This window comes from Serratia sp. AXJ-M, assembly GCF_046531865.1.
In the GTDB taxonomy this organism is placed as follows: Bacteria; Pseudomonadota; Gammaproteobacteria; order Enterobacterales; family Enterobacteriaceae; genus Serratia; species Serratia liquefaciens.
Map to the genome: position 1 here is coordinate 5,156,638 of NZ_CP059394.1, position 21,625 is coordinate 5,178,262.

Consider the following 21,625-nt stretch of genomic DNA (forward strand, 5'->3'; position numbering starts at 1 on the left):
GTCGGTTTTTAGGGTGAATAGCCATCACTCCGGCATCGGGCAGATGGCTATTCACAACTTAAAATTCATAACGAGGTTAATGCAATGTCGAGCAACAAAAAACCGATGGTACTGGTGATCCTGGACGGCTACGGCCACCGTGAGGAGCAACAGGACAACGCCATTGTGAACGCCAAAACGCCGGTGATGGATCGCCTGTGGCAACAACAGCCGCATACTCTTATCGCCGCATCCGGGCTGGATGTCGGCCTGCCTGACGGTCAGATGGGCAACTCGGAAGTCGGCCACGTCAACCTGGGGGCCGGGCGCATCGTTTATCAGGATCTGACCCGGTTGGATAAAGAAATCAAAGAAGGCGATTTCTTCGTTAACCCAACGCTGACGGCGGCGGTCGACAAGGCCGTGCAGGCCGGCAAAGCAGTGCATATCATGGGGTTGCTGTCGCCGGGCGGCGTGCACAGCCACGAAGACCATATTCTGGCCATGATTGAACTGGCTGCGCAGCGCGGTGCCAAAGCCGTTTACCTGCATGCCTTCCTCGACGGTCGCGATACCCCGCCACGCAGTGCTGAACCCTCCTTGCAACGCTTTAGCGATGCCTTTGCCAGCCTCGGCTGCGGGCGTATCGCATCGCTGATCGGCCGTTACTACGCCATGGACCGCGACAACCGCTGGGATCGCGTTCAACTGGCTTATGATTTACTGACCCAGGCCAAGGGCGACTTTGTCGCCGACAACGCCGTTGCTGCCCTGCAGGCCGCTTACCAGCGCGGCGAGAACGACGAGTTCGTCAAGCCGACCGTTCTCCAGACTGCCGGGGAGGCCACGGCCGAACTGCACGACGGCGACGCACTGATTTTCATGAACTTCCGCGCCGATCGCGCACGCCAGATCGTTCGTGCCTTCGTAAATGCGGATTTCGACGGTTTCCCACGCGCCAAAGTCATCAACTTTGGTGATTTCGTGATGCTGACCGAATACGCGGCCGACATCAAAGTTCCCTGCGCCTATCCGCCGGCATCGTTGAACAACACCTTCGGCGAATGGTTAATGAAGCACGACAAAACCCAGCTGCGCATTTCGGAAACCGAAAAATACGCCCACGTCACCTTCTTCTATAATGGCGGCGTTGAAGAGCCGTTTGCCGGGGAAGAACGTGTGCTGATCAACTCACCGAAGGTCGCGACCTACGATCTGCAGCCAGAAATGAGCGCCGCCGAACTGACCGACAAACTGCTGACCGCCATTAACAGCGGCAAGTACGACGCCATCATCTGCAACTATCCAAATGGCGATATGGTGGGTCATACCGGGGTTTACGACGCGGCAGTGAAAGCGGTGGAAACGCTGGACGGCTGCATCGCCCAGGTCGTCGAAGCGGTGAAAGCCGTCGACGGGCAACTGCTGATCACCGCCGACCACGGTAATGCCGAGCAAATGCGCGATCCGGCGACCGGTCAGGCGCACACCGCCCACACCAGCCTTCCGGTACCGCTGATTTACATCGGCAAGCCTGCCCGCGCAGTCAACGGCGGCAAGCTTTCGGACATCGCGCCGACCATGCTGACGCTGATGGGAATGGAAATCCCGCAAGAGATGACTGGTAAGCCGCTGTTCATCGTGGAATAATCCTTCCCTATGAGGGAAAAGGCGTTTTTTGCACTATCAAGGGTAACCCGAAGCGCAAACCCAGGCAGCCAGCCGCTGCCTGAACGCACCGCGCCAAGGAAGTTAACCACCCTGTGCGCCAGCGTATTTTACGCTGGCGTCTTGTTGTTGCCGTTAGCCAGCCAGGCGGCGGAAGACAATAAATCCCAGCTCAAAGACATCCAGCAAAGCATCGCCGAGAAAGAAAAGGCGGTTAAGCAGCAGCAGCAACAGCGCAGCTCATTGCAGGATCAGCTTAAGCAGCAAGAAAAAACCATCGCGCAGGCCAGCCGCCTGCTGCGTGACACCCAAAGCACATTGAGCCAACTGGGGAAAGATATCTCCGGCCTGAATGCCTCAATCGCCAAGCTGCAAAAGCAGCAATCCACCCAGCAGGAAATCCTCGCAAAACAGCTCGATGCCGCCTTCCGCCAGGGCCAGCACAGCGCCGTGCAATTGATCCTCAGTGGTGAGGAGAGCCAGCGTAGCGAGCGTATTTTGGCTTACTTCGGCTACCTGAACGACGCGCGTCAGCAAACCATTGAAGAACTGAAGCAAACCCGCGCCGAGCTGGCAAAGCAAAAAACCACGCTGGTGGCCAAGCAGGGCCAACAGAAATCGCTGCTAGGCGAACAACAAACGCAGCAGCAGAAGCTGGAGCAGGCACGCGGTGCACGTAAGAAAACGCTGACCGCGCTGGAAGCCTCGCTGGAAAAAGATCAGCAGCGTCTGGTGGAACTGCGCCAGAACGAAACCCGCATGCGCGACAAGATTGCCCGGGCCGAACGAGAAGCCCGTGCCCGAGCGGAACGCGAAGCGCGTGAGGCCGCCAAGGTTCGCGAGCAGGTTCGCGTCAAAGAACAGCAGGCGAAGAAAACCGGCACCAGCTATAAGCCAAGCGAAGCCGACCGCTCACTGATGGCCCGTACCGGCGGTCTTGGCAGACCGGGGGGGCAGGCAATCTGGCCGGTCCGCGGCCGCACATTGCATGGTTTCGGTGAACAGCTGCAAGGTGAACTACGCTGGAAAGGCATGGTGATCTCCGCCGCCGAAGGCAGCGAAGTGAAAGCTATCGCCGACGGCCGCGTGCTGCTGGCCGACTGGCTGCAGGGCTATGGCCTGGTTGTCGTCATCGAACACGGTAAGGGTGACATGAGCCTGTACGGCTACAACCAAAGTGCACTGGTCAACGTCGGGGCACAGGTGCGCGCCGGCCAACCGATAGCCCTGGTAGGCACCAGCGGAGGCCAGGGAACGCCATCGCTCTATTTCGAAATTCGTCGCCAGGGTCAGGCCGTTAACCCACTACCGTGGTTGGGAAGATAGATTTGCGCTATAACAAAATCCATACTGCCGTCTTGATTGGCTGTCTGCTGCAGGTCTGCGCCGCACAGGCAGGGAAACTCTCCATCGTCATCGATGACGTGGGCTACCGCCCGCACGAAGAAGGTGCGGTGCTGCAAATGCCGACGGCCATCTCCGTTGCAGTGCTGCCCAACGCCCCCCATGCCCGCTTAATGGCCACCCGCGCCCACAGTCAGGGCCGGGAAGTACTGATCCATATGCCGATGGCGCCGCTCAGTAAGCAACCGCTGGAGCGTGACACGCTACAGCCTTCCATGAGCAGCGAAGAGATCCAGCGCATTATCCGCAATGCGGTCAATAATGTGCCCTATGCGGTAGGTATGAATAACCACATGGGCAGCGCCATGACCTCCAGCTTGCCCGGCATGCAAAAAGTCATGCAGGCGCTCGACAGCTATCAGCTCTATTTCCTCGACAGCATGACCATCGGCAACAGCCAGGCCACCCGAGCGGCGGCCGGCACCCATGTGAAGGTGATCAAGCGTAAGGTGTTCCTGGACGATACGGCCAGCGAAGCCGATATTCGCCGCCAGTTCAACCGGGCGGTCGAATTGGCACGGCGCAACGGTTCCGCTATTGCCATTGGCCACCCGCGGCCGGCGACGGTGAAAGTGCTGCAGCAAATGCTGCCTACGCTGCCAAGCGACATCGTGCTGGTGAAACCCAGCTCGCTGCTGAACGAACCACAGGGCGGCGGTAGTGGCGGCAGCTATGTTCCACCACCGGTCAAACCGCAGAAACCGCAGCCGAAGAACCCGTTCAATGGCGGGATCAAGCAGTGTAAGGTCAAGTTGCCGAAGGAAAAAGTCAACGCGGGCAAGGTCATGAGTGTGATCGGCGAAAGCGTGACCCAGTCGCCGGCCGTGACCTTCATTAAACGTCAGTGGCAACGCTGGACGGACTCAACGCCAGACAAACCTAAAGCATAAAATCAGGGCCGGAATTCCGGCCCTTTTTACTGTTAATCCCAGCTCAAAATCACTTTCCCGGACTGGCCGGAACGCATGGCATCAAAGCCCTGCTGGAATTGGTCGATCGAGAAACGGTGAGTAATGATAGGCGTCAGATCCAAACCAGACTGAATCAGCGCCGCCATCTTATACCAGGTTTCAAACATCTCACGACCGTAAATCCCTTTGATAAACAGCCCTTTGAAGATCACCTGATTCCAGTCGATCGACATATCCGACGGTGGAATACCCAGCATGGCAATACGCCCACCGTGGTTCATCGCATTGAGCAACGAACGAAACGCCGGTGGCGCACCGGACATTTCCAGCCCAACGTCAAACCCTTCGGTCATGCCCAACTCGGCCATCACGTCGTTCAGGTTTTCTTTGCTGACGTTCACCGCACGGGTCACGCCCATTTTACGCGCCAGATCCAAACGGTATTCGTTAACGTCGGTAATCACCACGTGGCGAGCGCCAACGTGCTTACATACCGCTGCGGCCATGATGCCAATCGGGCCGGCGCCGGAAACCAGCACGTCTTCGCCCACCAAATCAAACGACAGCGCGGTGTGCACCGCATTGCCGAACGGGTCGAAGATTGACGCCAGTTCATCGGAGATATTGTCCGGGATCTTGAAGGCATTGAACGCCGGGATCACCAGATACTCAGCAAACGACCCTGGACGGTTCACGCCCACACCGGTGGTGTTGCGACACAGGTGCGTGCGGCCACCCCGGCAGTTGCGGCAATGGCCGCAGGTGATATGGCCTTCGCCTGAAACGCGGTCGCCGACGTTGAACCCTTTGACTTCCTGGCCGATGGCAACCACTTCACCCACGTATTCGTGGCCGACGACCATAGGCACCGGGATGGTTTTCTGTGACCATTCATCCCAGTTATAGATATGAACATCGGTACCGCAGATCGCGGTTTTACGGATTTTAATCATGATGTCGTTATGACCCAGCTCCGGCTGAGGCACATCGGTCATCCAAATCCCTTCTTCCGCTTTCAGTTTTGACAATGCTTTCATGGTTTTACCTTATGCAATAACGCCAAGATCTTTACCGATACGAATGAACGCCGCAACAGCACGCTCAATTTGCTCCGGGGTATGATCGGCAGACATCTGGGTACGGATGCGTGCCTGGCCTTTCGGCACCACCGGATAGAAGAAACCTGTTACATAGATGCCTTCCTTGAGCAACGCATTGGCGAATTCCTGCGCCAGTTTTGCTTCACCCAACATCACCGGGATGATGGCGTGATCGGCCCCGGCCAGCTCAAAGCCCGCCGCGGTCATTTTTTCACGGAACAGGCTCGCATTGGCCCACAGGCGATCGCGCAGTGCATCGCCCTCTTCCAGCAATTCCAATACTTTGATCGACGCTGCAACAATCGCCGGCGCCAGCGAGTTGGAGAACAGATAAGGGCGCGACCGCTGACGCAGCCACTCCACAACCTCTTTCTTCGCCGCGGTATAGCCGCCGGAAGCGCCGCCCAACGCCTTGCCCAAGGTACCGGTAATGATGTCGACGCGCCCCATCACTTCGCAATACTCGTGGGTGCCACGCCCGTTGGCGCCAACGAAACCAACCGCGTGGGAGTCATCCACCATCACCAACGCCTGATATTGGTCCGCCAGATCGCACACGCCTTTCAGGTTGGCGATCACGCCGTCCATGGAGAACACGCCGTCGGTGGCGATCATGATGTGCCGTGCGCCATCAGCCTTGGCCTGCTTCAGCTGTGCGGCCAATTCAGTCATATCGTTGTTGGCGTAGCGATAGCGCTTCGCCTTGCACAAGCGGACACCGTCGATGATCGAAGCATGGTTCAACGCATCAGAGATAATGGCGTCTTCCGGACCCAGCAGGGTTTCGAACAGACCCCCGTTGGCGTCAAAACAAGAGGAATACAGGATGGCGTCTTCCATCCCGAGGAAATCGGCCAGCTTTTTTTCCAGCTGTTTATGGCTATCCTGGGTGCCACAAATAAAGCGCACCGACGCCATGCCGAAACCGTGGCTGTCCATACCGGCCTTGGCCGCCGCGATCATCGCCGGGTGGTTAGCCAGGCCCAGGTAGTTGTTGGCGCAGAAATTGATCACATGGCTGCCGTCGGCTACGGCGATATCAGCCTGCTGAGCGGTAGTAATAATGCGCTCTTCTTTGAACAATCCCTCGCTACGGGTGGTCTCAAGTTGTTGTTCCAACTGCTGATAAAAAGACGCGGACATTCGGTTATCTCCAGGATTGGGCTGTTTTCAACATATTTTACTGATTTGTAACCAAACTGACGAGAATCAGCGGGAGAGAATATGAAAATTGCAGCAGATATCACGGCAAAGTACTGCAGTGCTCGACATCACGGGATATTCAGAGCCCGTCCGATGTTTGCAGCGGCATGAAATGCTATTATAAGCGGCATTGAGCGTGGGACACCGTGTCCCACCGGGCAGAATAACAGGGGTAACCCAATGATTATCGTCACTGGTGGCGCCGGCATGATCGGCAGCAATATCATTAAAGCGCTGAATGACACAGGGTATCGCGATATCCTGGTGGTAGATAACCTGAAAGATGGCACCAAATTCGCCAACCTGGTCGATCTCGACATCGCCGACTATATCGACAAAGAAGATTTCATCGCCAATATCGTGGCCGGTGACGATCTGGGTGAAATCGACGCGGTTTTCCACGAAGGTGCCTGCTCGTCCACCACCGAGTGGGACGGCAAGTACATGATGGACAACAACTATCAGTACTCTAAAGATCTGCTGCACTACTGCCTGGATCGCGAAATTCCGTTCCTGTACGCCTCTTCTGCAGCCACCTACGGCGGTCGTGAAGAGTTTATCGAAGAGCGCCAGTTTGAAGAGCCGCTGAACGTCTACGGCTACTCGAAATTCCTGTTCGACCAGTACGTGCGTGAAATTCTGCCGGAGGCAGACTCACAGATCTGCGGCTTCCGTTACTTCAACGTCTACGGCCCGCGCGAAGGCCACAAGGGCAGCATGGCCAGCGTGGCATTCCACCTGAACAGCCAGATCAACCGCGGCGAGAACCCGAAACTGTTCGACGGCAGCCAGAACTTCAAGCGTGATTTCATCTACGTCGGCGACGTAGCGGCAGTGAACCTGTGGTTCTGGAAAAGCGGCGTCTCCGGCATCTTCAACTGCGGCACCGGCCGTGCGGAAACCTTCCAGGCGGTGGCCGACGCGGTAGTCGACTTCCATCAGAAAGGCGCAGTGGAAAACATCCCGTTCCCGGAAAAACTCAAAGGTCGTTATCAGGCGTTTACCCAGGCCGACCTGACCAAGCTGCGCGCCGCCGGCTATGACGCACCGTTCAAAACGGTCGCCGAAGGCGTGAAAGAGTACATGGCCTGGTTGAACCGCACCGCCTAAGCTGAAGGAACAAACGTAGGGTATGAAAATACTGGTTATCGGCCCTTCATGGGTTGGCGATATGATGATGTCGCAAAGTCTCTACCGCACCCTGAAGGCCGAGCACCCGACGGCAGAAATTGATGTGATGGCGCCGGCCTGGTGCCGTCCATTGCTGGCGCGTATGCCGGAGGTCAACCAGGCCCTGTCGATGCCGTTAGGCCACGGCGCATTGGCACTCGGTGAGCGTCGACGTCTCGGGCATGCCCTGCGCGCTAACGGATACGATCGCGCTTATGTGCTGCCGAACTCCTTCAAATCTGCGCTGGTGCCCTTCTTTGCCCAGGTGCCACGGCGCGTTGGTTGGCGCGGGGAAATGCGCTATGGCCTGCTGAATGATATTCGCGTACTGGACAAGGCCGCCTTCCCGCTGATGGTGCAGCGTTATGTCGCGCTAGCCTATGACAAGCAACGTATTCAACGCGCAGAAGATCTGCCGCAGCCGCTACTGTGGCCGCAACTGCAGGTCAGCGACGAAGAGATTGCCGAAACTACCGCCGCCTTCAACCTGACCGATCATCGGCCGATCATCGGCTTTTGCCCCGGCGCCGAGTTCGGTCCGGCCAAACGCTGGCCGCATTATCACTATGCCGCTCTGGCACAGAAGCTGATCGATCAGGGTTATCAAATCGCCCTGTTCGGTTCCGCCAAGGATAACGAGGCGGGCGAACAGATCCGCGCTGCGCTGGATGACGACGCCCGCGGCTTTTGCATGAACCTGGCTGGGGAAACTCAGCTGGAGCAAGCGGTGATCCTGTTGGCCTCCTGTTCGGCCGTGGTCAGTAACGACTCAGGTTTGATGCACGTTGCGGCGGCGTTGAATAAACCGCTGATAGCCTTGTACGGCCCGAGCAGCCCGGACTTCACGCCGCCGCTGTCCGACAAGGCCAAAGTGATCCGCTTAATTAGCGGTTACCATAAGATACGCAAAGGCGATGCCGATCAGGGTTACCATCAAAGCCTGATCGATATTCAGCCACAGCAGGTGTTGGACGCGCTGACGCCGTTACTTGCCGCCAGCGAGGAATAAGCATGCAGGTGTTGATTGTAAAAACCTCTTCCATGGGAGATGTACTCCACACGCTACCTGCGCTCACCGACGCCATGCAGGCCATTCCCGGTATTCGCTTTGATTGGGTGGTTGAGGAAAACTTCAGCCAAATCCCCACCTGGCATCCGGCGGTGGACCGTGTGATCCCAGTGGCGATACGCCGCTGGCGCAAAAACTGGTTTGGCAGTGAAACTCGCCAGCAACGCTGCGACTTTAAACGCGTGGTGCAGGAGCGAAATTACGACGCGGTGATCGACGCCCAGGGGTTAATCAAAAGCGCCGCGCTGATCACTCGCATCGCCAAAGGCAGCAAACACGGTCAGGACAGCAAAAGCGCCCGTGAGCCCTTCGCCAGCTGGTTCTACAACCACCGCTACGATATCGACAAACAGCAACATGCCGTTGAGCGTACGCGCGAGCTGTTTGCCAAAAGCCTGGGCTATGAAAAACCCGACAGCGTCGGCGATTACGCCATTGCGGCCCGCTTTCTCAGCCATCTGCCGGCCGATGCTGGCCAGTATCTGGTGTTTTTGCATGCTACCACCCGCGATGAGAAGCACTGGCCGGAAACACACTGGCGCGATCTGATCGCGTTAACTGAGCCAACCGGTTTGAAGATCAAACTACCGTGGGGCGCAGAGCACGAGCGTCAACGCGCACTGCGTCTGGCGGAAGGTTTCCCGCACGTCGAGGTTTTACCCAAGCTCAGTCTGCAGCAGGTGGCCGAAGTGCTGGCCGGTGCGAAATGCGTGGTCTCGGTTGATACCGGCCTTAGCCACCTGACCGCCGCGCTAGACAGGCCGAATATCACGCTGTTTGGTCCCACCGATCCAGGATTGATCGGTGGTTACGGTCAGAATCAACATTCTCTGATTTCCCCAGAAAAAAGCATGGCGACGCTCTCCGCCGGTTCAGTCTGGGCCGAGTTGCAAAAGGTTATTGGATGAAAAAGCTGCACGTTATCAATTTAGGGAAGATGGGTGGCGTCGAACGCCTGTTCCTGCAGTATATCAACGACACTACCGACGGCAGTAACGAGGTGATTTGCATCAGTAGCGAGGTCGGTGAAGAGATCCGCCGGCAAATGCCTGACCAAAAAGTTACCTTTGCCAACCGGCTGGTGAACGCTTTGCCACTGCGCTGCCCGCAGTTTTTACGCAAATACCTGCTGAAAAGCAAAATCGAAAAGGCCAATGCCGACGTGGTCATCGTTTGGGATCTGGTACCCGGTCTGGCCGCCAAACCGAAACGCGGTAAGCTGGTTTACTACGATCACGGTTGTTCATGGCGCTACCCGAAGAATCACAAAACCTTGCGTTTTCTCGCCATGCTGGACGGGGTGATATCGGCTTCATTTGCCTCAAAACGGGTGATGGAACTGCGCTTTAATTTGCCCTGTCCGAATCACGTGGTGATCAACCGACTGAAAACGCCCTCCGGTATCAGCGATAGCCTGAAACCACTCAGCAAGCCGATCAGAATAGGCACCGCCTCTCGCCTGGTCAGCCTGAAAGGCATCAGCGTGTCGTTACTGATGATGCAGGAACTGCTGCGCCGCGGGCATGATGTCACTCTGGAAATTGCAGGCAAGGGACCCGACAGGGCAGAATTTGAAGCCTTGGCGGAAAAGCTCGAGCTGGGCGACCGGGTCATCTTCAGCGGTTTTCAGGATAACGTTGCGGATTTCTTCAACCGCACACATATCTATATGAGTACGCCGATCACCGAGCCCTTCGGCTTATCCTGTATGGAAGCGTTGTATTTCGGCGTGCCGGTCATATTCCCGCAGGTCGATGGTCAGCCAGAGGTGATCAAAGATGGGCACTGCGGTATTGGCTTGCTCCCCTCGGTAACGATTGATGAACATCAACGGCTAACGGGTATCAAGGTGGATTTCCCTCACGATGTCTATGATCCACTCAGCGATACCTTGGTCATGCCGAAACTGCTGTCACATCTTGAGTGCGCAGATGCAGTGGAAAAGCTGATAGTGCCGGAAACATATCAAAGTATGAGTCAAAATGCGCAGCGTTACCCGGTTGAACATTTCAGCTACGCTATGTTCAAAACAGAATTTGACGACGCGCTGAAATCATTTACTGCTTAACATTAATGCGAGCCGGAAACCCAGCCCCATGCAACTACTCAAAGAAACCACACCGCACCCTGTCTTCAGTTATCTGATCTATTTGGGATGCGCTATCGCGTTTTGTACTATCCCCTTCGGTTCCGACACCGGGCGCAATCTTTTTTATGTCGCCAGCTATATCTCATTTATCGCCGTGTGTTTAAACCTGAAGTATTACTTTAAAAACAAAAAAAACCTTATCGTACCCGTTCTGTTTTTCTGCGTAGGCATGGGGAGCATTTTCTGGTTGCAGCACTTTAAACAACCGGGCGATTACATCAATATTTACCGCTCATACATGTCGACCGGCAAGCTGCAGATCGCCACCGCCTTTATTCTGCTGATTGCGTTAAATGAACGCCTTTGCATGCAACGCGCCTTTATTGTTATTGCGTTGGTGACGGGTATTGCGGTCAACGGTTATTCCCTTTATCAGGGCTTGTGGCTGGATATTGGCCGCGTAGAGATTAACTTCGATCGCGCTACCGTTGCCGCCTATTTGATTACCGCCATCAATCTGGTCATGCTGCAGGCAATTCTGATGCTGCGAACGAAATACCGCATTCCGCTCTATATCATCGGCTTTCTGGTCACCTTATCCACGCTGGTGCTGACCGGCACCCGGGCGGCGATGCTGGTCTACCCGGTCGCGGTAGGCCTGTCGATACTGGCGACAAAAAACCTGATTTCCCATAAGCACAAAATCCTGCTGATAGCTTCAGTACCTTTATTGTTGGTCGCCTGCGGGTTCATCTTTAAACCACAAATTGAACAGCGTATTGCCGATTTTAAAACCAACATGCAGCAAGCGAATAATCCAGAAATCGACAATTCCATTATGTCACGCCTTACGATGCAAATAATCGGGGTGCGTACCGGAAACCTGGCCCCGATGGGACAATCGGCAGAACAGCGCGGAGAGGAAATCAAAGCTATAGTTGCCAAGCAGCCCGAACTGTATGGCGTAATGCCTTATATCAATGTTCATATGCACAATGAGCTGCTGGAAACCTACTCGCTCAAAGGCGTCTGGGGGGCCCTGTTTTTACTGGCGCTGTACATCGGCTTATTTGTTTCCTCATTAAAGCCTCACCGCAATGCACTGTTGCTGGGTGTGACCTTCAGCCTGTTTGTTTATGGGCTCAGTGACGTCATATTCTTTAGCACTGAAGGTACGGCGATTTTTTGCCTGGCGATCGTTGCCAGCGTGCTTTCAGTGAAAAAAACGTCGGTCGCTCAGGATTAACCTCATGAACTCATCGCCGCCTCTGCTCAGCGTTATCGTGCCATTTTACAACAACGAAAATTTCGTCGTTGCCAGCCTGAGCTCGCTGTTTAACCAGATCGGCGATGATATCGAGGTGGTCATCATTGATGACGGCTCGACCGACAAGTCCGCCTCGCTGGTGCGCCAACTGTTAGCCGAACGCCGGCATCCCCAGGTGGTCTTTATTTCGCAAGAAAATAGCGGTATCGCCCACGCCCGCAACGTCGGCTTGCAGCTGGCTACCGGGCGCTATGTCACCTTCCTCGACGGCGACGACTTGCTGAGCAGCGACTATCTGGCCATTCTGCGGCCATTGCTGCTGGCAAACGAAGACGACCTGATCGATTTTAATTATCAGAAGTTTGCTGACAGTCCGCCGGTACAGCCTGTTGGCACCGCGATCCGCAGCAGCACTTATGACTTTGCTGGCCAGGGCCTGGCCTGTCTCACCCCGTTATTTTCCCACTCAATGTGGCACCTGTGGAGCCGTGTCTATCGACGCTCATTGTTGGAAGGTGACCGATTCGAAGACGGTCGACGCTATGAAGATGTCATTTTCACGCCTTTTCAATATTTCAAAACGCGCAAAATTACTCATCTCGACCACGTGCTCTATTTCTATCGAGATAACAGTCAGGGGATCACCCGCAATATCAAATCCAAGGATATTGAGGACATGCTTTTTGCGACGGGGAAAATGTTGAGTTTTGTCGAACAGCACCGAGATGACGAGCCACTGCGCCAGCTGGCGGCTCTGATGCTCGGGAACTGTTTTTCAGAAATCAGAGCGATGTCGAAAGCGCTGTACGGTTACTATCACTATGAACCGGAAACACTACGTGCCTTCAAACGCCTGGCTGAAGTCTGCAGCAACAGCGGCGTACCGCGAAAAAAGATCCGGCAAATGCGGTATGCACGTGTGGACACCTGGCTGTCAAAAATGCGCTGGCAACTGAAAAAGCGCTAACTCACTCTTTATTCAGCGATAAATGATCCACCACTTCAGCGTAAATACGCTGTGGTTGGATCACGCCCATCGGGCTTTCAGCCTCCAGCGGCATAGTATAGCCGGTACGGGAAACCTGAATGATCCGATGCAGCTCCGGATCCTGAATCGGTCCGGTAGAACGCGAATCCGCGGTGACAAACAGGCTGATGGTTTTTACCTTCAGCGCCACGGCTAAATGCAGTGGGCCGGTATCGCCGGTAACCAACACATGGAAGCTGTCGATCAGCGTCAGCAACGTCTGCAGCCCCGTTTTGCCGATGCGGTTGTCTACACACTCCCGGGTTTGAGGGCTAACCTGGCTCAGAAACTGCTGCGCTTTCCCTTCGTCGAAAGGCCCGCCAATCAGTACGATGCGCACATTGGCATGCCTGGCCACCAGCTCATCGGCCAACCGGGCAAAATGCGATACCGGCCAACAGCGCGATTCGGTAGACGCGCCCAACTGAAAGCCTATCGTACAGTGCTCGCTGCTTTTGACGCCCGGTTGATACGGCGCGGGAATTTCCATGGTGGGATCGTCGCTGCGGCAACCCAAAATGGAAATCAGCTCCAACTTGCGGCGAATAAAATGGCCGTAGTAATGGAAGATATAGTTGGTCAACCAAGGTTCCAGCCCGCAAATTCCGGAGCTGTAGTTATCCCGGATAATGTATTTAGCCCCGGATAAGACGGCGCTGATAATGTCGTACGGCAGATGTGAGTGCAGGATCAGCGCCAAATCCGGCTGATGTTCGCGCAGCGATTTCAACAGCGGACGTAGACTTTTGATTTTGCTGTCCCAATACACCACGCGATTGTAGTAGCGGCCGTTTTCCACCAGCTCCTGATTCTTCTTGTGAACCACCAGAGTAATATGCGCGTTCGGATAGCGTTCACGCATCGCCCGCAGCGCAGGCGTGTTAAACATAAAGTCGCCCAACGCCGTCGTGGAATAGATGACGATATTGTCAAATTGAAGCCGACTGTCGAAAGTCGCCTTATCCTGGAAACGGCCGGACTTTGCGGTATAACGTCGCAAAAACCAATCCGCGACCTTAATTTTCCATTTTTTCGACATGTCAGTTCACTTTAAGTTGATAATACTCGGCCAGCGTCATGCCAACCGTACGCTGCTGCAGCCAGGCGAACAGCTGCTCTAAATCACGGTACAACACTTCAATATCCTGTTCGGTCTTAAAGGTTGGGCTGCCCCCCGGCATAAACTCGGAAGAGTGGAGCATAAATTCCACGTAATCATGCCCCTGCGCCAAACAGCGCTCAGCCACAAGCTTCATTTTTTCCAGGTTGCCGCCGCTTGGGCGCAGCCAGTTAACCGACGGCGAACGTTGTTTGCCACGCAGCCGATCGTAACCCTGCTTCAGCGTATTCATCAGCGCAGAATGTTTATATTGAATGCTCATCGGCACTTCCAGCAGAGATGAGGAACCCGCTCTGGCGATATTTTCCGGATCGATAAAATAGGCCTGCGATGGGAAATGGCGATAGTCAGTGCCGCCGTTACCCTGCGGGTTGCCCGGTGAGTACTGCCAGTTAACGCGCGGCGTAACCGAGCAATCCACCTGATAACCATACTCCAGCAGCAAGGCGGCATAGTATTCGTTAAACGCCCAACGCCCGGCGCGATGGCTGAGCATTTTTGTCTGGAAGCTGTCTTCCAACAGTTTGGTCATGTGATCGACCTTGGCGCGGATTTGCTCGGCCGGGTATTCGATCAGATAGGGTTTGTGTCGCCAGTCATCTTCGGTCAACGGCGTCAGCGGCGGGCTGTTCCAGGCATGCAGATGCATTCCCACTTCGCCGGTACCGCGGGCAATCACATCGCGAGCGAACTCGACATATTCTGCATCCATCGCCATTTCATAGTTGGTGAGGTACACCGGCTTAAAGCCATATTTCTCACACAGCGCCTGAAAGCGCGGCAAAAAGCGCGTGTTATCGGTCGAAATGCGATCGTGGTTTTGCCACAGATTGTCGCCTTCGGTATCAATGGTGATGAGAAATGCCGGTTTGGTCATAAATATCGGGCCTGATATCAACAGAATGCATTATGTTACGCAGGGCGTTTCGCCAGGGCAAACGACTTTAGTGCCTGGTTTTGACAACGTTGAAGGCATTTTGTCACTTCCCAAGGCGATTTTTTCTCTTCACGGCAAGAAAACCGTGCAACAGTAGCCACATGCGATCGGGTCATTTAGAATCAAAGATTGGTTTCCCTGAAAGCGACTCATGATGAACGACGCGCCAGCCCTTGCTCCTGATACCTCGATACAGCGTATTTTGATCGTTAAACTTCGCCACCACGGCGACATGTTGCTGATCACGCCGGTCATCAATACCCTGCAGCAAAACTACCCGCAGGCGCAGATCGACGTACTGCTGTATAAAGAAACCCAGGAAATGCTGGTCAGCCATCCGGCCTTGTCGAACATCTTCGTGATCGATCGTCAATGGAAAAAACAGGGTACGAAAGCGCACCTGAGTCATGAACTGAATCTGATCCGACAGCTTAAGGCCCGGCATTACGATCTGGTGGTCAACCTGGCCGATCAGTGGCGCAGCGCTATTCTCGCCCGGCTGACCGGTGCACGTATCCGGCTGGGGTTCGATTTCCCCAAGCGTCAGGGCTTCTTATGGCGGCACTGCCACACGCATTTGGTACCGGTCAGCGATCATGCCCGGTTGCACACCGTTGAACAAAACCTGTCGCTGTTACAGCCGCTTGGCCTGCCAGGCGTCAGTCAGCAGGTCACCATGAGCTATCCATCGCAGGACTGGCAAGCCTGCGAGCAACTGTTGCAGCAACAGGGCATTACCGGCGATTACATTGTGGTGCAACCCACTTCCCGCTGGTTCTTCAAATGCTGGAGCGAAGAAAAAATGGCCGCCACCATCAGCGCGTTGCAGGCCGACGGTCACTCATTGGTGATCACCTCTGGCCCGGATCCAAAGGAACGCGAAATGGTGGCGCGCATTCTGGCGCTCTGTCCGCCACAGGGCGTAGTGTCCCTGGCTGGGCAACTGACGCTGCGGCAACTGGCCGCCCTGATCGACCACGCTAAACTGTTTATCGGCGTAGACTCGGTTCCTATGCACATGGCCGCCGCGCTGCAGACCCCTTGCGTCGCGCTGTTTGGCCCTTCCAAGCTGGTGTTCTGGCGTCCATGGCAGGTCATTGGCCATGTGATATGGGCCGGTGATTATGGCACCTTGCCCGATCCAGACGCCATTGATACCGGCACCGATGAACGTTATCTGGACCTTATTCCTACAGACGCGGTGATTGCAGCCGCGCGGAGCACGCTGGCATGAAAGCATTTCGTTTGGCGATCGTTCGCCAAAAATACCGCCCGGACGGTGGAGCTGAGCGTTTCGTCTCACGCGCCCTGGAGGCGCTGGAACAGCAGGACCTGGATCTTAACGTCATCACCCGCGAATGGCAGGGTGATGCCAACCCGAACTGGCACATTCACCTGTGCAATCCGCTGAAATTTGGCCGCATCAGCCGTGAACGCGGCTTTGCCGACGCGGCCAGAGCCCTGTGGCAAAAGGAACGCTTCGATTTGGTGCAAAGCCATGAGCGCATTCCGGGCTGCGATATTTATCGCGCCGGCGATGGCGTGCATCGCCGCTGGTTATTGCAGCGGGCGCGCCTGCTGCCGGAATGGCGCCGCAAGTGGCTGTTCTCCAACCGCTACCACCGCTACGTTATGTGTGCGGAACGGGCGATGTACGCCGCTCCGGAGCTGAAAGCGGTCATCTGCAACGCCGAAATGATTAAACAGGAAATCATCGATGATTTCGGCGTTCCCGCCGATAAAATTACGGTGATCTACAACGCCATTGATAATCAAAAATTTCTGCCCGCCAATGCCGAACAGCGACAGCAGCTACGTCAGCAATACCAGATCCCGCAACAGGCGCACTGCCTGATTTTTGTCGGCTCAGGTTTTGAACGCAAAGGGCTGGCCGCCGCCATTCGCGCCGTCGCAGCCACCGACAGCTATCTGCTGGTGGTAGGCAAGGATAAGGCCGAAAAACGCTATCAGGCGCTGGCGCAGTCGCTCGGTTGCAGCGAACGGGTGCGGTTTATGGGAGTGCAGAAACAAACGCTGCCCTTCTACCAGGCCGCCGATGCGCTGTTATTACCGACGTTGTACGACCCGTTCCCCAATGTGATTCTGGAAGCCATGTCCTGTGGCCTTCCGGTGATCACCAGCACCACCTGTGGCGGTGCCGAGTTTATCACTCAGGGGCAAAATGGGTTTGTGACCGATGCCCTCGACGTACCGGCGCTGATCGAGGCGATCACCGCGTTGCCACGTCAGGCTCAGGGTTCCACCATGGGTGAAGCCGCAAGATTACGTATCATGTCGGCTACCCCGGCACACCTGTCGGAACAGCTGATATCCCTTTATAACCGGCTGCTGGATTAACTATGCGTATTCTGATGATTATTGACGGCCTGCCCGGCGGCGGCGCAGAAAAAGTGGTGCTGACGCTGTGCCAGGGCATGCAGCAAATGGGCAATGACGTCAGTCTGATTTCATTGCGCGATGTCTGTAACTACCCTATTCCTACCGGCATTCACTACCAGGTGGTGGCGGACAGCAGCCGTTCGCCATGGCGTAAACTGACCGAACTGTCTCGCCGCGCCGCCGCGTTGGACAAGGCCATCGCAGATAACGAACGCCAACAGGGCGCCTATGATCTGGTGTTCTCCAACCTGCATAAAACCGATCGCATCGTCAGCCGCAGCAAACTGCTCTCGTCAGATCGCCTGTGGTTTTGCATTCACGGCATCCTTTCAACCTCTTATCTGGGCCACCGCAAGGGGCTGGATCGCTGGTTGAAACAGCGAAAAATCGCGGCGGTTTACCAAGGCAGAAATATCGTTGCGGTATCAAAGGCCGTCGGGGACGATTTACAGCGGAACCTGCCGATCCAGCCAAGCAGACTGGAAGTGATCAATAATCCGTTCGACATTGCCAGCATCGAGCAGCAGGCGGCAGAGCCCTGCGAGTTGGCGGGCAAAGATTACCTGGTGCACGTTGGGCGTTTTCATCCGCACAAACGGCACGATCGCCTGCTGAAAGCCTATGCCCAATCGGGTATACAGGCGCCGTTGGCGCTGATCGGCACCGGCAGCGAATCCCATATCGCACAGGTGAAGCAACTGGCGAACCAGTTGGGCATTGCCGAGCGCGTGCTGTTTCTCGGCTTCCAGGCCAATCCCTACCCGTTTATTCGCCACGCATCCCTGCTGGTGCTGAGCTCCGACAGTGAGGGCTTTGGCAACGTACTGGTTGAAGCGCTGCTGTGCGATACGCCGGTGGTCAGCACCCGTTGCCCGGGCGGTCCTGCGGAAATTCTGGAAAAAGCGGGAATGGAAAACGCATTGGCGGAGCTCAATGAAAAATCGCTGGCGGAAAAAATGGCGGAAATGTATGCCTCGCCCCCGGAGATTAATCACCAACAGCTGCTGAGCTATGGGTTACAGCCTATTTGTCAGCAATATTTATCGCTCAAAAAATAATTAAGGCAGGGGAAACCCTGCCTTATTTTTAATTAATTGAACGCCTGTATTTTTTCCCACACATCATCAACGGGCACATCAATACAGTCACCCGATTCGGTCTGCAAAATGTGATAGCGGCCGGACCAGGGATGCCAGGATTCTTTATCCGTATCGCCAAAGAACACCACCATATCTTTATTCAACGCGGCAGCCAGATGCATCTGCCCACCATCGCTGCACAGCACCCTGTCGCATAAATCAAAACCGGCCAGTAATTCCCGCACTGACGCCGTTGGGTACAGCGCCACACGCTCGTTCTGGCACAGCGCCAACAGTTGCTCGGCCCGTTTCTGATCGCCAATATCATCCGGCGTCAGCGTGCCCTGAGGCGACCAAAAAATCAGGACTCCCGTGTTGGGTTCAGCAAGTAAGCGATTGATAATTTCAGCATAGCGTTCGATCGGCCAGCGCCGCTTAGGGCTGCGGCTGCTGATATGAACGGCACAAATCCGCTCGACCGACGGTAAGCTGGCTTGCAACCGCTGCGCTGCCTGTTGACGCTCTTCCGCGGTCAGAAACACCCGCACCGGCGGGATAGGGATGGATTGTTCGGTAATAGCCGAGAGGTAGCTGAAGGTATGTTCTACCTGATGTTTTCCGCTGAAATTCGCCTTGCGGAAAGGATGATGAATATCAGGCGTACCTAAATCTGCACCAATGATATTGCTGACCCCGGCCATTTTTGCCAATCGCAGGCTGTACTTGCAGGGTACCGGATTGGCCAGGATGGCCGCGTCGAATTTTATTTTACGCAGCTGAAGAAAAATCATCAGCCGTTCGAAATAAACCCCCAGCGTGGTTTCATTTTTCGCCTTATGCTTTGCTTTTTTATAGACAAAGACTTTTTCCAGATGCGGGTTATTTTTAACGACATCCTGGCTAACTTTATTGATTAACAGATAAAGTTTGGCGTCCGGATAGGCAATTTTCACCCCTTCGATCAACGGGGTTGTACAAACAAGATCGCCAATATTGTCACGGCGAATAATTAAAATATTCTTCATTCCAAGCCTATCAGCGAAATCTCTCGCCTGTTGTCTGAAACTGACACCCAAGGTTACCAAATTAGCGCCTTTCCCTTCCAGTTATGGTACTATTCTGAATAACCCATATAAATGAAATTGATAGAATGTTGCTGCGTTTATATCAGGTACTACTCTACCTTATCCAACCCCTGATCTGGCTCCGCTTACTGTTGCGCAGCCGCAAAGCTCCAGCCTACCGTAAACGCTGGGCAGAACGCTATGGCTTCTGCGCCGGTAAAGTCGTGCCGGGCGGGATCATGCTGCATTCCGTCTCCGTGGGTGAAACGCTGGCCGCCATCCCCTTGGTCCGCGCGCTACGCCACCGCTACCCCTATTTACCGATTACTGTGACCACGATGACCCCGACAGGTTCAGAACGCGTGCAGTCCGCCTTCGGTAAAGACGTTCATCACGTTTATCTGCCTTACGATCTGCCTGGCTCGATGCGCCGTTTCCTGGATCAGGTGAATCCCAAGCTGGTCATCATCATGGAAACCGAGCTGTGGCCCAACCTGATTAACGCATTGCATCAGCGCCAAATTCCGCTGGTGATCGCCAACGCCCGTCTCTCTGCCCGCTCAGCCGCCGGTTATAAAAAAATCGGCGGTTTTGTCCGCGATATGCTGCGCCGTATTACGCTGATCGCCGCGCAAAATCAGGAAGATGGCGAGCGCTTTATCGAGCTTGGCCTGAAACGCTCACAGCTTACCGTTACCGGTAGCCTGAAATTCGATATTTCCGTTACTCCGGAACTGGCTGCACGCGCGGTCACATTACGCCGTCAATGGGCGCCGCGTCGCCCGGTGTGGATCGCCACCAGCACCCATGAAGGCGAAGAAAGCATTCTGCTGGCTGCACACCGAAAACTGCTGGAGAAACACCCTGACCTGCTGTTGATCCTGGTGCCTCGCCACCCGGAACGCTTCGCGACGGCCAAAGATCTGGTACAAAAAGCTGGTTTCAGTTACACCCTTCGCAGCAGCGGTGAAATCCCTTCCGGCGGCACTCAGGTGGTGATCGGCGATACCATGGGCGAGCTGATGCTGCTGTACGGCATTGCCGATCTGGCCTTCGTTGGCGGCAGCCTGGTGGAACGCGGCGGGCATAACCCGCTGGAAGCCGCGGCACACGCCATTCCGGTACTGATGGGGCCACATACCTTCAACTTCAAGGACATTTGCGCCAAACTGTCGCAAGCCGAGGGGTTGATCACCGTGACCGACGAGGAATCGCTGGTCAAGGAAGTGGCTACATTGCTCACCGATGAAGACTATCGTCGCTATTACGGCCGCCACGCGGTGGAAGTGCTGTATCAAAACCAGGGAGCGCTGCAACGCCTGCTGCAACTGTTGGAACCGCACCTGCCGCCTCGGAGCCATTAAATGAGCGACCGTAAAAGCCTGTCGGTGGTGATTATCGCCAAGAACGAGGCCGGGCTGCTGCCGGATTGCCTGCACTCCGTTGCCTGGGCAGACGAAATCATCATGCTCGACTCTGGCAGCCAGGATGACAGCGTCGCCGTTGCCAAAAGCCTGGGTGCCAAAGTATTCACCCATACCGACTGGCAGGGCTTCGGCAAACAGCGCCAACTGGCTCAAAGTTACGCCAGCCACGACTATATTCTGATGATTGACGCCGACGAACGCGTTACGCCGGAATTGCGCCAGTCTATTGAACAAGCGCTGGCCGCGCCGGATGAGAATAAGGTCTACAGCTGCGCACGCCGCAACCTGTTCCTGGGGCGCTTTATGCGCCACAGCGGCTGGTATCCCGATCGCGTCAACCGCCTGTATGCCAATCGGCGTTATCGCTATAACGACAATCTGGTGCACGAGTCGCTCAATACTGACGGGGCGAAAGTGGTGCCCCTTAGCGGCGATCTGCTGCACCTGACCTGCCGTGACTTCTTTGCCTTTCAACGCAAACAGCTGCGTTATGCCGAAGAGTGGGCCATTCAACGCCACCAGGCAGGCAAGCGCTGCGGCTATCTGTCGATACTGACCCACACCCTTGGCGCCTTCTGCAAAACCTGGCTGCTGCGTGCCGGCTTCCTGGACGGTAAACAGGGGTTGCTGTTAGCCGTGGTCAACGCGCAATATACCTTCAATAAATATGCCGCACTCTGGGCATTGGGCCGCAACTATTCAGAGAAGTGA

Annotated in this window: 19 protein-coding genes; 14 read left to right on the forward strand and 5 right to left on the reverse strand. The window is 55.4% G+C overall.

The window, feature by feature from the left end; translation table 11 throughout:
* Positions 1-84: 84 nt before the first annotated feature.
* From gpmM to H0S68_RS24025, 3 genes are read left to right on the forward strand one after another with little or no spacing between them, the layout of a single operon-like run.
* Positions 85-1,629, forward strand: a complete 1,545-nt coding sequence (gene gpmM / locus H0S68_RS24015) for a 2,3-bisphosphoglycerate-independent phosphoglycerate mutase (protein ID WP_392454895.1) — start codon at positions 85-87, stop codon at positions 1,627-1,629.
* Positions 1,630-1,638: 9 nt separating this feature from the next.
* Positions 1,639-2,973, forward strand: coding sequence for a murein hydrolase activator EnvC (gene envC, locus H0S68_RS24020; RefSeq protein ID WP_116691556.1), 1,335 nt, complete (start codon positions 1,639-1,641; stop codon positions 2,971-2,973).
* A 2-nt stretch (positions 2,974-2,975) separates the two neighbouring features.
* Entirely contained in the window at positions 2,976-3,941 is a 966-nt protein-coding gene (locus H0S68_RS24025) for a divergent polysaccharide deacetylase family protein (protein ID WP_130016867.1), read from the forward strand.
* Between the two features lie 32 nt (positions 3,942-3,973).
* Here H0S68_RS24025 and tdh read toward each other — a convergent pair whose 3' ends face one another.
* Both tdh and kbl read right to left on the reverse strand, forming a co-directional pair.
* Entirely contained in the window at positions 3,974-4,999 is a 1,026-nt protein-coding gene (gene tdh / locus H0S68_RS24030) for an L-threonine 3-dehydrogenase (RefSeq protein ID WP_044554904.1), read from the reverse strand.
* Between the two features lie 9 nt (positions 5,000-5,008).
* Positions 5,009-6,205, reverse strand: coding sequence for a glycine C-acetyltransferase (gene kbl / locus H0S68_RS24035; protein ID WP_046374879.1), 1,197 nt, complete (start codon positions 6,203-6,205; stop codon positions 5,009-5,011).
* 240 nt (positions 6,206-6,445) lie between these two features.
* Between kbl and rfaD the strand changes: the two genes are divergently transcribed.
* Genes rfaD through H0S68_RS24065 form a run of 6 tightly spaced genes read left to right on the forward strand, consistent with a single transcriptional unit; the run spans position 6,446 to position 12,827 of the window.
* Positions 6,446-7,375 carry an ADP-glyceromanno-heptose 6-epimerase gene (gene rfaD, locus H0S68_RS24040; protein ID WP_020837590.1) on the forward strand — a complete coding sequence of 310 codons (930 nt, stop codon included), beginning with the start codon at positions 6,446-6,448 and terminating at the stop codon, positions 7,373-7,375.
* A 22-nt stretch (positions 7,376-7,397) separates the two neighbouring features.
* A complete protein-coding gene (rfaF, locus tag H0S68_RS24045) occupies positions 7,398-8,444 on the forward strand; it encodes an ADP-heptose--LPS heptosyltransferase RfaF (RefSeq protein ID WP_020837591.1) in 1,047 nt (348 codons plus the stop codon).
* Positions 8,445-8,446: 2 nt separating this feature from the next.
* Positions 8,447-9,412: a lipopolysaccharide heptosyltransferase RfaC gene (gene rfaC / locus H0S68_RS24050; protein ID WP_130016864.1), complete on the forward strand. Its 966-nt coding sequence runs from the start codon at positions 8,447-8,449 to the stop codon at positions 9,410-9,412.
* On the forward strand, positions 9,409-10,572 hold the full coding sequence (locus H0S68_RS24055; protein WP_201895897.1) for a glycosyltransferase: 1,164 nt from the start codon (positions 9,409-9,411) through the stop codon (positions 10,570-10,572). The genes rfaC and H0S68_RS24055 overlap by 4 nt, the downstream gene beginning before the upstream one ends.
* Before the next feature lie 28 nt (positions 10,573-10,600).
* Positions 10,601-11,839, forward strand: coding sequence for an O-antigen ligase family protein (locus H0S68_RS24060; RefSeq protein ID WP_217331901.1), 1,239 nt, complete (start codon positions 10,601-10,603; stop codon positions 11,837-11,839).
* A 4-nt stretch (positions 11,840-11,843) separates the two neighbouring features.
* Positions 11,844-12,827, forward strand: a complete 984-nt coding sequence (locus H0S68_RS24065) for a glycosyltransferase family 2 protein (RefSeq protein WP_409325476.1) — start codon at positions 11,844-11,846, stop codon at positions 12,825-12,827.
* Between the two features lies 1 nt (position 12,828).
* On the opposite strand, the gene H0S68_RS24070 is transcribed toward H0S68_RS24065, so the two are convergent.
* A complete protein-coding gene (locus H0S68_RS24070; RefSeq protein WP_128865463.1) occupies positions 12,829-13,926 on the reverse strand; it encodes a glycosyltransferase family 9 protein in 1,098 nt (365 codons plus the stop codon).
* Between the two features lies 1 nt (position 13,927).
* Complete coding sequence (locus H0S68_RS24075; RefSeq protein ID WP_128865462.1) at positions 13,928-14,884, reverse strand: polysaccharide deacetylase family protein; 957 nt, start codon at positions 14,882-14,884, stop codon at positions 13,928-13,930.
* Between the two features lie 211 nt (positions 14,885-15,095).
* On the opposite strand from H0S68_RS24075, the gene rfaQ reads away from it, so the two are divergent.
* Genes rfaQ through H0S68_RS24090 form a run of 3 tightly spaced genes read left to right on the forward strand, consistent with a single transcriptional unit; the run spans position 15,096 to position 18,402 of the window.
* Complete coding sequence (gene rfaQ / locus H0S68_RS24080) at positions 15,096-16,178, forward strand: putative lipopolysaccharide heptosyltransferase III (protein WP_410529058.1); 1,083 nt, start codon at positions 15,096-15,098, stop codon at positions 16,176-16,178.
* Positions 16,175-17,302: a glycosyltransferase family 4 protein gene (locus H0S68_RS24085; protein ID WP_122080467.1), complete on the forward strand. Its 1,128-nt coding sequence runs from the start codon at positions 16,175-16,177 to the stop codon at positions 17,300-17,302. Before rfaQ ends, H0S68_RS24085 begins: the two co-directional genes overlap by 4 nt.
* 2 nt (positions 17,303-17,304) lie before the next feature.
* Complete coding sequence (locus H0S68_RS24090; protein WP_122080468.1) at positions 17,305-18,402, forward strand: glycosyltransferase; 1,098 nt, start codon at positions 17,305-17,307, stop codon at positions 18,400-18,402.
* A 32-nt stretch (positions 18,403-18,434) separates the two neighbouring features.
* On the opposite strand, the gene H0S68_RS24095 is transcribed toward H0S68_RS24090, so the two are convergent.
* A complete protein-coding gene (locus H0S68_RS24095) occupies positions 18,435-19,448 on the reverse strand; it encodes a glycosyltransferase family 9 protein (protein ID WP_020837605.1) in 1,014 nt (337 codons plus the stop codon).
* 125 nt (positions 19,449-19,573) lie between these two features.
* Here H0S68_RS24095 and waaA point away from each other — a divergent pair, with 125 nt between their 5' ends.
* On the forward strand, positions 19,574-20,851 hold the full coding sequence (waaA, locus tag H0S68_RS24100) for a lipid IV(A) 3-deoxy-D-manno-octulosonic acid transferase (RefSeq protein WP_048762411.1): 1,278 nt from the start codon (positions 19,574-19,576) through the stop codon (positions 20,849-20,851).
* The gene (locus H0S68_RS24105) at positions 20,852-21,625 is read left to right on the forward strand and encodes a glycosyltransferase family 2 protein (RefSeq protein WP_410529059.1); all 774 of its coding nucleotides are present in this window, start codon (positions 20,852-20,854) and stop codon (positions 21,623-21,625) included.

Excerpts from the sequence above, each read along its gene's own strand:
- gpmM (WP_392454895.1), top strand. The coding sequence starts at position 85 with ATGTCGAGCAACAAAAAACCGATGGTACTGGTGATCCTGGACGGCTAC.
- envC (WP_116691556.1), top strand. The coding sequence starts at position 1,639 with ATGAGGGAAAAGGCGTTTTTTGCACTATCAAGGGTAACCCGAAGCGCA.
- tdh (WP_044554904.1), bottom strand. The coding sequence starts at position 4,999 with ATGAAAGCATTGTCAAAACTGAAAGCGGAAGAAGGGATTTGGATGACC.
- kbl (WP_046374879.1), bottom strand. The coding sequence starts at position 6,205 with ATGTCCGCGTCTTTTTATCAGCAGTTGGAACAACAACTTGAGACCACC.
- rfaD (WP_020837590.1), top strand. The coding sequence starts at position 6,446 with ATGATTATCGTCACTGGTGGCGCCGGCATGATCGGCAGCAATATCATT.
- rfaF (WP_020837591.1), top strand. The coding sequence starts at position 7,398 with ATGAAAATACTGGTTATCGGCCCTTCATGGGTTGGCGATATGATGATG.
- rfaC (WP_130016864.1), top strand. The coding sequence starts at position 8,447 with ATGCAGGTGTTGATTGTAAAAACCTCTTCCATGGGAGATGTACTCCAC.
- H0S68_RS24055 (WP_201895897.1), top strand. The coding sequence starts at position 9,409 with ATGAAAAAGCTGCACGTTATCAATTTAGGGAAGATGGGTGGCGTCGAA.
- H0S68_RS24060 (WP_217331901.1), top strand. The coding sequence starts at position 10,601 with ATGCAACTACTCAAAGAAACCACACCGCACCCTGTCTTCAGTTATCTG.
- H0S68_RS24065 (WP_409325476.1), top strand. The coding sequence starts at position 11,844 with ATGAACTCATCGCCGCCTCTGCTCAGCGTTATCGTGCCATTTTACAAC.
- H0S68_RS24070 (WP_128865463.1), bottom strand. The coding sequence starts at position 13,926 with ATGTCGAAAAAATGGAAAATTAAGGTCGCGGATTGGTTTTTGCGACGT.
- H0S68_RS24075 (WP_128865462.1), bottom strand. The coding sequence starts at position 14,884 with ATGACCAAACCGGCATTTCTCATCACCATTGATACCGAAGGCGACAAT.
- rfaQ (WP_410529058.1), top strand. The coding sequence starts at position 15,096 with ATGATGAACGACGCGCCAGCCCTTGCTCCTGATACCTCGATACAGCGT.
- H0S68_RS24085 (WP_122080467.1), top strand. The coding sequence starts at position 16,175 with ATGAAAGCATTTCGTTTGGCGATCGTTCGCCAAAAATACCGCCCGGAC.
- H0S68_RS24090 (WP_122080468.1), top strand. The coding sequence starts at position 17,305 with ATGCGTATTCTGATGATTATTGACGGCCTGCCCGGCGGCGGCGCAGAA.
- H0S68_RS24095 (WP_020837605.1), bottom strand. The coding sequence starts at position 19,448 with ATGAAGAATATTTTAATTATTCGCCGTGACAATATTGGCGATCTTGTT.
- waaA (WP_048762411.1), top strand. The coding sequence starts at position 19,574 with ATGTTGCTGCGTTTATATCAGGTACTACTCTACCTTATCCAACCCCTG.
- H0S68_RS24105 (WP_410529059.1), top strand. The coding sequence starts at position 20,852 with ATGAGCGACCGTAAAAGCCTGTCGGTGGTGATTATCGCCAAGAACGAG.